Annotated in this window: 13 protein-coding genes; 8 read left to right on the forward strand and 5 right to left on the reverse strand. The window is 51.9% G+C overall.

What is annotated here, in order from left to right; translation table 11 throughout:
• Window positions 1-39 precede the first annotated feature (39 nt).
• Together VB741_RS03480 and VB741_RS03485 are read right to left on the reverse strand one after the other, a co-directional pair.
• Complete coding sequence (locus tag VB741_RS03480; RefSeq protein ID WP_323363752.1) at window positions 40-672, reverse strand: hypothetical protein; 633 nt, start codon at window positions 670-672, stop codon at window positions 40-42.
• Between the two features lie 264 nt (window positions 673-936).
• Complete coding sequence (locus VB741_RS03485; protein WP_323363753.1) at window positions 937-1425, reverse strand: allophycocyanin subunit alpha-B; 489 nt, start codon at window positions 1423-1425, stop codon at window positions 937-939.
• A 336-nt stretch (window positions 1426-1761) separates the two neighbouring features.
• Between VB741_RS03485 and rlmD the strand changes: the two genes are divergently transcribed.
• The 3 genes from rlmD (at window position 1762) to VB741_RS03500 (ending at window position 6188) form a co-directional block, all read left to right on the forward strand.
• The gene (rlmD, locus tag VB741_RS03490; protein WP_323363754.1) at window positions 1762-3168 is read left to right on the forward strand and encodes a 23S rRNA (uracil(1939)-C(5))-methyltransferase RlmD; all 1407 of its coding nucleotides are present in this window, start codon (window positions 1762-1764) and stop codon (window positions 3166-3168) included.
• 43 nt (window positions 3169-3211) lie between these two features.
• Window positions 3212-4297, forward strand: coding sequence for a UDP-3-O-(3-hydroxymyristoyl)glucosamine N-acyltransferase (gene lpxD / locus VB741_RS03495; RefSeq protein WP_323363755.1), 1086 nt, complete (start codon window positions 3212-3214; stop codon window positions 4295-4297).
• 301 nt (window positions 4298-4598) lie between these two features.
• Window positions 4599-6188: a glycoside hydrolase family 57 protein gene (locus VB741_RS03500; RefSeq protein WP_323363756.1), complete on the forward strand. Its 1590-nt coding sequence runs from the start codon at window positions 4599-4601 to the stop codon at window positions 6186-6188.
• A gap of 96 nt (window positions 6189-6284) precedes the next feature.
• Here the strand turns inward: VB741_RS03500 and VB741_RS03505 are convergent, their stop codons facing one another.
• Both VB741_RS03505 and VB741_RS03510 read right to left on the reverse strand, forming a co-directional pair.
• A complete protein-coding gene (locus VB741_RS03505) occupies window positions 6285-6830 on the reverse strand; it encodes a late competence development ComFB family protein (RefSeq protein ID WP_323363757.1) in 546 nt (181 codons plus the stop codon).
• Window positions 6831-7636: 806 nt separating this feature from the next.
• Window positions 7637-7849 carry an Hfq-related RNA-binding protein gene (locus tag VB741_RS03510; RefSeq protein WP_323363758.1) on the reverse strand — a complete coding sequence of 71 codons (213 nt, stop codon included), beginning with the start codon at window positions 7847-7849 and terminating at the stop codon, window positions 7637-7639.
• A gap of 194 nt (window positions 7850-8043) precedes the next feature.
• Here VB741_RS03510 and dapF point away from each other — a divergent pair, with 194 nt between their 5' ends.
• The 5 genes from dapF to VB741_RS03535 all read left to right on the forward strand — a co-directional run bounded on the left by dapF (window position 8044) and on the right by VB741_RS03535 (window position 13245).
• A complete protein-coding gene (gene dapF, locus VB741_RS03515; RefSeq protein WP_323363759.1) occupies window positions 8044-8934 on the forward strand; it encodes a diaminopimelate epimerase in 891 nt (296 codons plus the stop codon).
• Window positions 8931-9695 carry a 5'/3'-nucleotidase SurE gene (surE, locus tag VB741_RS03520; RefSeq protein ID WP_323363760.1) on the forward strand — a complete coding sequence of 255 codons (765 nt, stop codon included), beginning with the start codon at window positions 8931-8933 and terminating at the stop codon, window positions 9693-9695. Before dapF ends, surE begins: the two co-directional genes overlap by 4 nt.
• Before the next feature lie 163 nt (window positions 9696-9858).
• Window positions 9859-10863, forward strand: coding sequence for a permease (locus VB741_RS03525; protein WP_323363761.1), 1005 nt, complete (start codon window positions 9859-9861; stop codon window positions 10861-10863).
• A complete protein-coding gene (locus tag VB741_RS03530; protein ID WP_323363762.1) occupies window positions 10853-11647 on the forward strand; it encodes a TIGR03943 family putative permease subunit in 795 nt (264 codons plus the stop codon). Before VB741_RS03525 ends, VB741_RS03530 begins: the two co-directional genes overlap by 11 nt.
• 125 nt (window positions 11648-11772) lie before the next feature.
• Entirely contained in the window at window positions 11773-13245 is a 1473-nt protein-coding gene (locus VB741_RS03535; RefSeq protein WP_323363763.1) for a hypothetical protein, read from the forward strand.
• On the opposite strand, the gene VB741_RS03540 is transcribed toward VB741_RS03535, so the two are convergent.
• On the reverse strand, window positions 13242-13487 hold the full coding sequence (locus VB741_RS03540) for a helix-turn-helix domain-containing protein (protein ID WP_323363764.1): 246 nt from the start codon (window positions 13485-13487) through the stop codon (window positions 13242-13244). The two genes, VB741_RS03535 and VB741_RS03540, sit on opposite strands and share 4 nt — an antisense overlap.
• Window positions 13488-13984: the final 497 nt, after the last annotated feature.

Consider the following 13984-nt stretch of genomic DNA (forward strand, 5'->3'; position numbering starts at 1 on the left):
TGAATGGTGACAAGTGGCTACAGGGGGGAACCCTGGCCCCTATCCCATGACTCCCAAGGTATTTTTCCAGGTGAGTTCTTTGCAGAGCACCTGTAATGCCCGTTGCTCATTGTCGTTGAATAGGTCAGAGGTCCCCAGCTCAGTCAGGACTTGCTGGGTCAGCTGGTTGGCAAAGGTGCCGCCGCCGTTCAGCAGATGTCCGTAGTATTTAAACTGAGGCCGGTGCTCAGAGTCCAGGTGGAAGTGATGACGGCTTTGGGTATCCATGGCATACACTGGCGTGTTGACAGGTACGACATGCCGGGGAATTCCATGGTGACCGTAGATGTGACTGCCCTGGTACTCTAAATTGCCCACCAGCACCACATTCAAAAGGGTTTTAGTTTCTTGAATGAGGTCGGGGGTAAACAGGGGGTCGGGGGCACTGGTGAGTTGGGGGCCGCTGTTTAAAAAGGCTGGGTTGAACAGCTGGGAGTTGTAGATGATGCCCACGGCCCAATGTTGCTGATCGGTGTCGAGGGTGACAAACTGCCCAAAGCCGTAATCGTTGACGGCGGGCGGCGCAATTACATCCCGCTCCGTATCCAACTGAATCACATAGTCGCAGTGGGAATTAGATTTCACCACCGTGCCTAGTTTGCAGCCTCGGTGACTTTGTTTAGGGGACACCATACCTAACCTGGGTAAAGGGCGAATTGAGCAGACCTAAACCATGTTCCAGTTGAAACTGGTCAGTTCTCCCACGGTAAAATGACCGTTCTGGATGGGGTTTCGGTTTAAGGATAAAAAATAGGGCAAAGGGAGTAAGATCAAATGTACTCCCTTTGCCCTATTTTTAAACTAAATTCATCCTGGACTCAATGTCTTTAAGGTTTAGTTCTTACTTGGTTATGGACCACTAGTTATTGACCATAGCCAGTGGGTAGGGACCTATGGCTAACTGGCCATGGCCTGAATGATGTAGTCGAAGTAGGGGGCTGCTTCCAACGCTTGGGACTCAGTCAATAGCGCCAGGGACGCATCTTTGAGACATTCAATGGCCGCCACCATGCCAGGTACAGGTACGTTAAGGGCGTTATACATTTCCCTTACGCCTTGAATGCCAATATCTTCAATGGGGTCCTGATTTCCAGCGATGATACCGTAGGTAATTAGCCGTAAATACCAGCCATAGTCCCTTAAGCAAAGGGCCCGTTCCTTTTGGCCAAAGGCATTGCCTCCGGGGGCAATGAAGTCTGGACGGCGACGCCACAGGGCTTTACTGGCCTGATCGACAATCTTTTTCTCATTTTCTGCCAGACTTTGGGCGATGCTCAGGCGCTGGGGGCCCGTCTGGAGATAATCTTGGATGCCTTTGAGCTCGCCGCTGGTAGGATAGCGCAGCTCATCATCGGCATTGAGGATTACTTGGCTAACGACAGACATAGCTTAGTGAATTCGGTGACTCGTAGTAACTTCAGTGTAACGACTCTAGGGCACCGAAGGAAAGAATATCTTGGCCCTACTTAGTCCTGACTTGGAGATTTTTATCTTCTGAATAATAACTGGTTATGGTTCTGGGTCTGAGAGCTATGTTAAGAGAGTTTACAAAGCTACTACCCTGCCTGCGCATGTTGATGGCTTTCAAATGCTGCGGACTTTTAAGATAACTGCGGATTTTAAAAACTACGGACTTGAAGCTGTTGTCCTAGAATTGAAGCCCACCGGTAGCACATACTACCTCGATCTCTTATCCAGGCGGTCCCCATCGCAGACTTCACCATGACTTCACTCGTAAATGCCCCCCATTGGCAGCAGGGACAGGTGATCGACCTGACCATTGATGACTTGAGTAGCAGTGGCGATGGGGTGGGGCGTTGGCAAGAACGGGTGGTGTTTGTGCCCAATGCCGTCCCTGGGGATAAATTGCAGGTCCGGCTGACGCGGGTTAAGCCCACCCATGGCTTTGGTCAATGGCTGACGATACTTGAGCCTTCCCCCCATCGGGTACGTCCAGCTTGCATCGTGGCGGATAAATGTGGGGGTTGTCAGTGGCAGCCGGTCTCCTATGCTCGTCAGCTACAGGCTAAGGAACATCAGGTGCAGTCGGCTCTGATGCGTTTGGGGGGCTTTGTATCGGTTCCCATGGCGCCTATTTTGGGGGCACCCCAGCCCTTGGCCTATCGCAATAAGGCCACCTATCCCCTGGCGCGGGGGGCTGAAGGGGGAGTGAAAGCGGGCTACTACCGGCAGGGGACTCACCAAATTGTGAATTTGAATCGTTGTCCTATTCAGCATGAGGCCCTAAACCCTTTACTGGTGGATGCTAAAGCGGTGATTCAGGCCCGGGCATGGAGCCTATATGACGAGAAAAAACACCAAGGACGTTTGCGGCACCTGGCCTTACGTGTGGGTCACCATACGGGGCAGACATTGCTCACCCTGGTGACGACGGGCCCTTTGCCTGGGGTGGACGAACAGGCGGAGCAGTGGCTATCGGAGCATCCCGATTTGGTGGGGGTGTGCCTTAATGTGAATGGGAAAAAGACGAATGCGGTGTTTGGGGATGAGACTCGTTGTCTGGCGGGGCAGCCCTACTTGGAAGAGACATTTTTGGGGTTGCGGTTACGGATTCAGCCCGCTACGTTCTTTCAGGTGAATACGGCCCAGGCGGAAGCGCTGGTGTCCGTCCTGTTGGAGCAGCTGAATCTGCAGGGGAATGAAACGGTAATTGATGCCTATTGTGGCATTGGCACCCTGTCGTTACCCTTGGCTCGCCATGCGGCCCGTTGCTTAGGGATTGAATCCCAGGCGGAGGCGGTGGCTCAGGCGAGGCAAAATGCGGCGCTGAATGGTTTACAAAATACGGAATTTTTCGTGGGGGCAGTGGAGGATGTGTTGCTGGAAATTAGTCGGCAGCAGCCTGTGGATGTGGTGGTTTTGGACCCTCCTCGGAAGGGTTGCGATCGCACCGTCCTAGACGCCCTGCTAGAGATCAGCCCCGCCCGCATTGTCTACATGAGTTGCAACCCAGCCACCCTGGCCCGAGACTTGAAAGTGCTATGTGACCAGGCCTATGCCCTGACGATGGTCCAACCAGCGGATTTCTTTCCCCAGACCGCCCATGTTGAATGTGTGGCGTTTTTGGAGCAGACTGGCATGGTCGGGGTCAAGGAGCCGCAACCCTAGATGTTTTTTGATAGCCTGACCCTGGAAACCTAGGGAGACCCGTATGAAGTTTAGCGACATCGTGGAGCAGCTCGGGATGGCTGAGACATCGAGCCTGGCATCTCAGCCAGACTTGGATCCTGACATCGTTGGTGTGAGTGCTGTCCAGGACTCACTGCCCGACACCATTAGCTATGTGGAGGGTAAAAAGTTTGCTCACCACATCGAAACCACCGCCAATGCCGCTCTGATTTTGCCCGTTGATGGAGCACTGCAGGCCCAAGCCAGGGAGCGGGGTCTGGCCTGGGTGAGTATGCGGGAGCCCAGGCTAGGGTTTTCCCGTGCGATCGCACTTTTCTATCAACCATTTCACCTCGCCGTTGGCATCCATCCCACCGCCATCATTGACCCCACCGCCACCATCGGCGAGCATGTCGCCATTGGTCCCCACGTCGTCATCCAAGCCGGAGCCACCATTGGTAATAACGTCTGCATCCATCCCCAGGTGGTGGTCTATCCTGGGGCCCAAGTGGGGGCCCACACCACCCTCCACGCCAGCTGCGTCATTCACGAACGGGCCCAAGTGGGAGCCCACTGCGTGATTCACGCCGGAGCCGTGATTGGCTCCGAAGGATTTGGCTTTGTTCCCACCGCCCAAGGCTGGGAAAAAATGCACCAGTCGGGCATCGTCGTCCTAGAGGACCATGTGGAAGTGGGCTGCAATGCAGCGGTGGATCGCCCTGCTGTGGGAGAAACCCGCATTGGCCGCAACAGCAAACTGGACAACTTGGTCCATGTGGCCCACAACTGTCAGCTGGCCGACAACTGTGTCCTCGCCGCCCAGGTGGGCCTAGCCGGTGGAGTGGAGCTAGACTCTCTGGTAGTGCTAGGAGGCCAAGTGGGCGTGGCGAACAATGCCAAGATTGGCCGGGGGGCCCAGGCCGGTTCTAAAGCCGGTCTCCACAGCAATGTGCCCCCTGGGAGCGTCATGATGGGGAGCCCTGCTAGTCCCTATCGCACCTATCTAAAATCCTCAGCCATCTATAATCGACTGCCTGAGATGCACCGCACCCTCAAGCAGCTACAAAAACAAGTGGCTGACCTCGAACAGCAGCTGCTCCAGCTAGAACAGTCCAACCATCAAGAATGATCCCCTAGCTTGATTTCGTTTGCTCTACCGGGCTCAGGAAATGCTTAAATTAGTCTAAAGATTCAGTTTAGAATTGATGACAGGGTTTTCATCCTTATCCATCTCCAGGACTTTTCCCCAGCGGTGGTTTAGTCCCTGGGTTGAGTAGTCCCTTCAGTTTTTTTGTTGCTGAAGTCATAGACCATGCAAGTCAGGCTAGTAGTCTGCCGCGTTATTTTTTCGAAGTTCGAAGTTTTCAGTTTGGTGCGGTCCTAGCCATTCTCCCTAAGAAGCTCACTTTTCCATCAACAAAGGTTGCCCTATGTCTCTCGGATATCTTGCCCTGGTTCTCCACGCTCACCTACCTTTTGTTCGGCACCCAGAGAGTGACTTTGTTCTAGAGGAAGAATGGCTGTTTGAGGCTATTACTGAAACCTACATTCCACTGTTGACCATGTTCAAGGGTCTGAAGCAGGATGGGGTGGATTTCAAAATGACCATGAGCATGACCCCTCCCCTGGTGTCGATGCTCAAGGACCCGCTGCTACAAGAACGCTACGACGAACATCTGACCAACCTGGAGGAACTGACCGAGCGGGAAATTGAACGCAATGAACACAACGGTCACGTCAAGTATTTAGCGGAATATTACGCCAACGAGTTTAACCACACCCGTAACGTGTGGGAGGACCTGAAAGGGGACCTGGTCTCTGGCTTTAAGCAATATGTCGACAGCAATAATCTAGACATCATCACCTGCGGTGCTACCCATGGCTATCTGCCGCTGATGAAAATGTACCCAGAGGCTGTCTGGGCCCAGCTAAAGGTGGCGGTGGAAAGCCACGAAGAAAACTTTGGCCGTGCCCCCACGGGCATTTGGCTACCGGAATGTGCCTACTATGAAGGCTTAGAACGGATGGTGGCCGATGTAGGTCTACGGTACTTCCTCACCGATGGCCATGGCATTCTTTACGCCCGTCCCCGTCCCCGTTTTGGGGCCTATGCACCGATCTACACCGAAACCGGTGCGGCGGCATTTGGTCGTGACCATGAGTCCTCCCAGCAGGTTTGGTCGTCTAAGGTCGGTTATCCAGGCGCTTCAGAATATCGTGAGTTTTATCGTGACTTGGGTTGGGATGCGGACTACGAATACATCAAGCCCTACATCATGCCCAACGGTCAGCGAAAGAACGTGGGTATCAAGTATCACAAGATTACGGGTAAAAATTTAGGTCTGTCAGATAAGGACTTGTACGATCCCTATTGGGCCAAGGAAAAAGCAGCAGAGCATGCGGGTAATTTCATGCACAACCGAGGTCAGCAGATTGCTAACCTCCACGGCATGATGCAGCGTAAGCCCATTGTGGTCTCTCCCTACGATGCTGAGCTCTTTGGCCACTGGTGGTATGAGGGGCCTTGGTTCATTGACTACCTCTTCCGAAAAACTTGGTTCGACCAAGACACCTACGAAATGACCCATCTGGCCGATTATCTGCGGGAAAATCCCACCCAGCAGGTCTGTCGCCCATCCCAGTCGAGTTGGGGCTACAAGGGCTTCCACGAGTATTGGCTGAATGAGACCAATGCCTGGATTTATCCGCACCTGCATAAAGCAGCGGAGCGCATGATCGAGTTGGCCCGGCGTGAACCGGCCGATGAGTTAGAGTGGCGTGCCCTCAACCAGGCGGCCAGGGAGCTGTTACTGGCGCAGTCGTCTGACTGGGCATTTATTATGCGCACGGGCACCATGGTGCCTTATGCTGTGCGGCGTACGCGCTCTCATCTGCTGCGGTTCGACAAGCTGCGGGAGGATATTATGGCGGGTAAAATTGACTCTGGCTGGTTAGAGAAGGTTGAGGAAATTGACAATATCTTCCCCAACGTTAACTATCGGGTATATCGCCCGATGTAGGGCATGGCAGGGGATGACTTAAGAAAAAGCGCCGCTGGATTCAACGGCGCTTTTTTGTGTCTGTGTCCTTAAGTTTTTGCTTGAATCTTTTGGATACTAAGCGACCTGGGCAGGCTCAAACTTGTGGGCATAGTCGTTGAGTAGCTCGTTCATTTGACCTAGGAAGCTATCGCTAGAACGCTTAATGCTTTGGCGTTCAGGGAAGAAGTCAGGGCGGTCCAGGCTATGGGAGATGGCATCCTTAACCTGGTCGGAAATCAGCCCAGCGAGTTCTTCTTGGGCCTTCTCCCGTTGATAGGCAGCCCCTTCTTCGGAGGTGGCATAGAGGGGGGGCAGCCGATTGAGCGCGTAGGCTGCAATATCGCCTAGATCGAGGCTACAGTCATTACTGGCTTCAATTTGAGCAACCCGGGCAATGGCCTCAGTGAGCACCAACTCTTCCATTACATTGATAAATTGCTTGCGGGGAACAGCAACAACTTCGCCAGTTAAGAGCGAGCCCATGAGTCGATCAAGGGCCATATATTCTTCAATAGAAAGTTCCGATGCTGTGTCGCAGATGCGACCAACTTCTGCTTCCATTGCTGGGGTTAAGTAACCATCCTGCAATGCTTGTTCAACAATTTTTTCAATACTGCTCATCCTGTCCAATGGCTCCGTTGCATATCTCTGTAAACAGTTTTAGATGTTGCTGATTGCTTAGTTAAAATGCTGGCTAACTTTCAGGAAACTGGTGAATATGTTCAATGAATGCCCTATTCACCCATGAAAAGATAGCTTTTATCGCATTAGCTCCATTGTTTTGGAAAAACATATTTCCAGAAGCCATGGGTTATAGCAACAATGGACTATACAAATGTCCTAACTAACTAGGAAATTTGTTTTGTCAGCGACTCGCAACCCTTACTAAACCCTGGAAAATGTCTCCGGGGATTGTCTTGGTGTTATTGTTCCCGCAGGTGACGAAGCAAGCACACTAACTGGATAAAAGTACGAGTAACCCATTGATTAAACTTAGTAAGTAAGGGTATAGGTACTGCATTTAAAGGGGTTAATAAATTTGTTTCATGATGAAACCCATACTTTTTAGATGATTGATTGGTATGGTCTATGGCGTATTGTGCTCGGATAAAAATGCATAGTTTAGTTGGTTAAAAAATGTTCGATTTTTAACTCTATATAGAACTCAATTTTATGTTGTTGTACTGGTAGCTAGAAAAACCGGTTCTTAGGAATATCTGGCCGTATTTAGCGGTATTTAGATGACTTTAGGGTAGGTGAAATATATTTGGTGAAATAGGAATATAGCGCCTGTCCGATGGGGCATGGGCAGGCATATTGTTGGATGTCCTGACTGGATGTCCGGATGCTCTGAATAATGGCGCTCATGCCATGGCAAAAACGAAGCCTTTTAGTTGAGGTCAGGCTTCGTCGACGATCAGTAGGGCTTAACTAGAAATTTTGATGTAGGCGATGGCTGCGCGCATGGCAACGACGGTTTGGCCATCTACACTCAGGCAAATCCCATGGGCATCCTGCCAGATAACGATGCCGTTAAAAATATCGCCGGTCATTAGTTTGATCTCAACAGTTTTTTGTTCGCGGATCAGGGTTTGTATTTGACGAACGCTGGGTAAACCTGTATCAAATTCGGTAGCCATGGCGGTTGTGGATAAACGTGGATGAAACAGTAATATAGCTTTGCGCCCATAATGCTTACCATAGGTGATTGCTGAAAGCTATAGATAGCAAAAGCTATGGGCGGCACCATCGGCTTAAAGCCTGTAGTCGATGGCTATAACGTACCCGGTCTATACTATTTCCGGTACACCGTTCACCCATACTCCCTGCCGCCATGGGTCTACCCTTTAGTAAATATCATGGGCTCGGTAACGATTTTATTCTATTGGATAATCGGCATCGGGCCTCTCCCATCCTAACCCCTGGGCAAGCTGTGGAGCTGTGCGATCGCAACCAGGGTATCGGTGCCGACGGGGTAATCTTCGCCTTGCCCGGTGGGCCGGAGACGGACTACACCATGCGCATTTTTAACTCCGACGGCTCAGAGCCGGAGATGTGCGGCAACGGGATTCGCTGTCTAGCAAAATATTTAGTAGCCCTAGAATCCGATGCCGGACATCCTCCCCAAGCACCCCACAGCTATCGAATTCACACCTTAGCCGGAACGATTGTGCCCACCCTCCAGCCCGACGGCCAGATTACGGTGGACATGGGCGAACCGCGTCTGCTAGCTGGGGAAATTCCCACCACCTTGGCCCCCGCTGACGAAAAAGTCATTGACATGGTCCTGACGGTGGCAGACCAGCCCTACCAAGTTACCTGCGTCAGCATGGGGAATCCCCACTGCGTTACCTTTGTGGAGGATCTGACTGCGGTACCCTTGACCACCATTGGACCCCTATTTGAAGCCCACACCATGTTTCCCCAGCGGATTAACGCTGAGTTTATTCAGGTAGTACAACCCGATTATCTGAAAATGTTGGTGTGGGAACGGGGGGCGGGACCCACAATGGCTTGTGGGACGGGGGCCTGTGCCGCCTTCGTCGCTGCGGTACTCAACGGAAAGTGCTGTTTGCCAATGGATGGCAGCAATGACCTGCCCCAACGCAAAGCCACCGTTGAACTACCGGGTGGCCCGCTTCAGATCGAATGGTCCACAATCAACAATCACGTTTATATGACCGGTCCTGCTGTTCGGGTATTTTCGGGTGAAGCCTACTTGTGATTAACTCTACGACTATTGCATTGACCAACGACGATGGCATTGATGCGCCAGGTATTCAAGCCTTGCACCAGGCCCTGATTCATCGTCTGGATCTGTTTGCCGGCATATCCGTCGGGATTGTTGCCCCAGACCAGCATCTCTCTGGCTGTAGTCACCAAATCAATCGTGGTGGCCCCATCTCCGTTGAACAGCGAGTGACACAGCAGTCCCCCATTGGTGGGACCGCCACTGAGGTCGGCCGTGTGACCACCCATCGTTACGCTATCGGTGGGACCCCTGCTGACTGTACCCGCGTGGCCCATCATCTCTATCCCCAGCTAGACTGGGTGCTGTCAGGCATCAATGATGGGGGCAACCTGGGGGCTGATATCCATGTGTCCGGCACCGTTGCTGCTGCCCGAGAAGCAACACTCCTGCGCATTCCAGCCATGGCCATCTCCCATTACAAGTCTAGAAATGCAACTATTGACTGGGATGTGGCGGCTCGCCGGGTGGTTCGAGTGCTCAACGTTTTGATGGAGCGGCCCCTAAACCCAGGGCAGTTTTGGAACGTTAACCTGCCTTCTGTGGACTCGTCTGGGCCCGAACCCGCCATCGTTTTTTGCCCTGTGTGTACCCAACCCCTGCCCACCCCATCTAGCCTGATCTCGGGACAGTTTCGGTATACCGGCACCTATCAAGATCGGCACCGGGATCCCGGTGCCGATGTGGACGTTTGTTTTGGCGGTAATATCAGTGTCAGTCAAATTTCCCTGTGGTGAGACACTGGTGGAGCTGTTGGCTGACGTTGCCCATGGGCAGGCCCGAATGAAGCCTTGGCTGAGATGTCCCTAGTGAGCAGCTTCTACCGTATGGGAATAGACTGTATTTTCTGTAGAATAGTTTGCCAATTGCAGTAGTTCCCAAGGTTTAGGCACCCCGTCCATGGAGAAATTTAGTAATGGCCTGACGCTTTTCTTCAGCCTTTTGGTGGAGGCCATTCCCTTTTTATTAATTGGTGTGGCGTTTTCCAGTCTGCTGTTGTTCTTTGTGAATGAACGCGCGCTGATCAAGTTTTTACCTAAGACTCCATTGTTGGGGGCTTTAGCAGGTAGCCTCATGGGGGTATTCTTTCCGGTTTGTGAATGTGGCAATGTGCCTGTGGCCCGGCGACTAATTTTGCAAGGGGCTCCCACTTCAGTGTCCATCGGTTTTTTGCTGGCGGCTCCCACCGTTAACCCGGTCGTATTTTGGGCCACCTGGATAGCCTTTCGCGATCAGCCTGAAATGGTGTTCCTGAGGGTCGGGTTTACCCTGTTGATTGCCGTTACCATTGCCTGGGTCTTTAGCCATCAGCGAGATATGCGACCCCTGCTTCAGGCATCGGTGGCGCGGCAAATGCCCAAGCTGCATCCACCTGTTGCCCCCGTCAATCCGCTGCTGCGCTCAGGCACGTTTCTGATACAGGCCGATGGGACTACCCTCAAGCTAGATGACCCGGCGGCCCAATCCTTGCTGGCCAGTACCCCATCCCAGCCGATGGCCATTAAGCTACAGCTGGCCATCGACAACATGGTTCAGGAGCTTAAGGAACTGGGGGCTGTGTTGGTCATGGGCAGCGCCATTGCCGCCTTTGTGCAAGTGGCTGCGCCGAGGGAATGGATTTTGGCCCTGGGGCAAAACTTTGTTACTTCAATTTTAGCTATGATGCTGCTGGCGGCGGTGGTCTCTATCTGTTCCACCGTTGACGCATTTTTTGCCCTATCGTTTGCGTCCACATTTACCACCGGTTCCCAGCTAGCGTTTTTAGTGTTTGGTCCGATGATCGATCTCAAAAATATTGGGCTGCTGTTAACGGTATTTAAGCCGAGGGCGATTTTTTACATTTTTGTTTTAGCGGCTCAGCTCTGCTTTATTTTGACCCTATTCATGAATTTCTATGTCAGTTAGACGGCCCCGTAAACCGACTGGAGTTCCTAGCAAGCCCAAGGCCCAGACAGCCTGGTATCGCCAGGGTAAGCTGCTAGACGCCCTCGTTTTGGGGGCCTGGAGTTTGGTTTTATTCCGATACTGGATCACGGGCAAACTTTTTTTGCTTCTCCATCCGGACTATATGTGGCTGGCCAATGGCGCAGCCATTGTGCTGCTGGGGATGGCGATTTTTAAGTTGATGCAAAAAAAACAAACGGTGACTCGCGACACCGCCAGCCACACTACCCTTTTGCCGCCCCAGGTGAGTAGTTTTATTTTATTGGCGGTGGCAGTGGTGGCTTTGATTTATACGCCCCAGGCCTTTGCCAGTGATGCGGCGCTTCAGCGGGGCATATCGGACAGTCTCACCCTGACAAGGTCAAAGCCGCAACGCTTTATGCGCCAAATGGCTTCTGAAGATCGGACGATTATCGACTGGGTTCGCACCCTCAATGTTTATCCAGAACCCGATGCCTATACGGGGCAAGCGGTGAAAGTGTCAGGGTTTGTGATCCATCCTGATAACTGGCCCGAAGGCTATCTCATGCTGTCGCGTTTTGTCTTGACCTGCTGTGCAGCGGATGCCTATCCTGTTGGCCTGCCGGTACAGCTGGCGGTATCCCGCCAGGCCTATGCCCCCGACACCTGGCTAGAGGTGTCGGGGAAAATGGTGACGGCTACCATTGCTGGTCAGCGTCAGCTCACCATTGAACCCACCCAGCTGGAAACTATCCCTGAACCCCGTAATCCCTATGAGTACTAAGGTTTGCTCCTACTAAGGTTTGGTAAAGTTTGGTCTTTAAGGTTCAACCTGAACGACTGGACTGGTAGCCATGGCTAGGGGGACGCGAGTCACCTATTTTTTTTCTAATCCGGTTCATTGTTTCCATGTTCAAATCCCGTCGTCAACCCCTCGATCGTTTAGCCCAGGCCCTGATGGTGGTGCTGGCTGTAGTCATTGTTGGCATGGTGTTATTGGGCGACCCGGCGGCCTCAAAGGTGCGGGATTTTACTTGGAAAGACCGCCAGGTGGGGGCGGATGAAACCTCTTTTTTAATCAGCTTTAGTCGCCCGATGGATCAGGCGAGTGTGGAGAAAAATCTGACCATTGAGCCGCCATTGCCGGGGCGATTTAGCTGGGCCGGACGCCGCATGGCCTATACCCTAAACTTCCCGGCTCCCTATGGGAATGAGTTTAAGCTCAGTCTTCCCCAGGCCGTTGATCGATTTGGGGGAGATAGGGCTAGATTTACGCCATTTGAGGCCAGTTTTAAGTCTCGCGATCGCGCTTTTGCCTACGTTGGCATTGATGGTGACGAGCAGGGACGGTTGATGCTTTATAACTTGAGTACCCAGGCGAGTGAAGCTTTGACTCCCCAGGACTGGACTGTGCTTGACTTTAAGCCCTACACCCAGGGGGACCGGATTCTATTTGCGGCGGTGGATCGCCAGCTGACCGATCAGCAGGCTCAGCAGCTATATACAGTAACCACTGGGCTAGGTAACCAATCTTTGCCGAGGGGACAGATTGAAACGATTCTGGATAGTGAAGAGTATCAAAACCTAAAATTTGATTTATCCCCTGATGGGCAAACCATTGTGATCCAGCGAGTGAATCGTACTAATCCGGGGGATTTTGGACCGTGGGTGCTGAAACTAGGTGAAGAACCTCGACCTCTGGAAACTGAGCCGGGGGGAGATTTTATTATTGCGCCCGATAGCCAGTCCCTACTCCTTCAGCAGGGAGCAGGAACGGCGATTATTGCTTTGAGTAATGTTGAAAATGAACAGAGTGGGGACATCCTGGATTTTTTGCCCCAATATGGATTGGTCATGGATGTAGCTGACAATGGTTCCGCTGCGGCCATGGTGAATTTTAACCAGGATGATCCAGAAAAGCGCTACACCCAGACCCTGTTTTGGGTGTCAAACCAGGGCGATGAAAAACCGCTCCTTAACGTTACTGGGGCGATTTTGGATGCTCAGTTTGACCCGACTAATGAACTTTTATTTTGTTTAACGAGTGAACTGCTGGAGGGTGACACGTATCAGGTGCAGCCCTCTATTTCAGCCGTGAATGTGAAAACCGATCGGGTTGAGAAGCTTTGGACATTGCCGCCTCAACCATCGGCTAACGTGAGCCTTGCCCCTGATGGCCTGGCTGTGTTGTTTGATGAAACTGTGCCGAGTGCTAATGCAGACAGCTCGGCAGTGGTGGATAACGGAATTGCGATCGCAACCTCCAAAATGTGGTTGTTACCGCTTTACCAGACATCTGAGTCGCGCTTAAACAAGCAGCCCCAGTCGATTGAGCCCCAGGCATTTCCTTTTGCGGGCATCAATCCTGTCTGGATTCCTTAACGTTCAGCGGCAGCCTCAGCGCCCCGCTCTAAGTACATACTGACGAAGATATTAGCGGCCGATGGCTCCAGTGTTTCTAGGGCAATAATGATCTCTGGTACAGAGTCTGCCAGCGGATCACTGACTTCGTTCACCCACTGATTAACCGTTGAACGAGCTACGCCCATTGTCACAGCCAAACGATTTTGACTAATTCCGTACTGAGTAAGTACATGTTTTAGTGCTTTTCCTGCCCTTCCCATAGCGGTTATAAATCTCACAAAGATTACAAAATCCAAGACCGGTCTGTTTTTATTGACCTGCCTGTGTTCTTTCTTCTGAGCCCCTGCACCCTATCAGTATAAAATGCCTCAGGAATGTGTCTTTTCTCTCAAAAAACTGCGCACTTCCTCGCAATTATCAATTTTCTACAAGGATTGGGTGGGAAAGTAAAAGTATACCTGAATCTTTTGCGAAGTGGTAAACCCCTTGTATCCAAGGTCGTGTAAATACTGAGTTTATTTGTACTATTGGGAGCCAATTAAAGATTTGGGCAAAGTCCCTAGGATGCTTGATTCTCCAGTCAGTAGAGTGGAGATTGGGGGGCAAAGTAACGCCTATGGTACCCAGGAATAAATAATTGATACATTAACCCTAGGGATCTACCTATCTCCATGGTTCTGGTCAGTGCCATGGGGGAATCGGCCCAAATATTAAGATATGCAAGCATTCAGGATGCTCATGGGGCGGAGTAATGGGT

The sequence above is a fragment of the Leptothoe sp. PORK10 BA2 genome, from assembly GCF_034932105.1.
Lineage (GTDB): Bacteria > Cyanobacteriota > Cyanobacteriia > Phormidesmidales > Phormidesmidaceae > Leptothoe.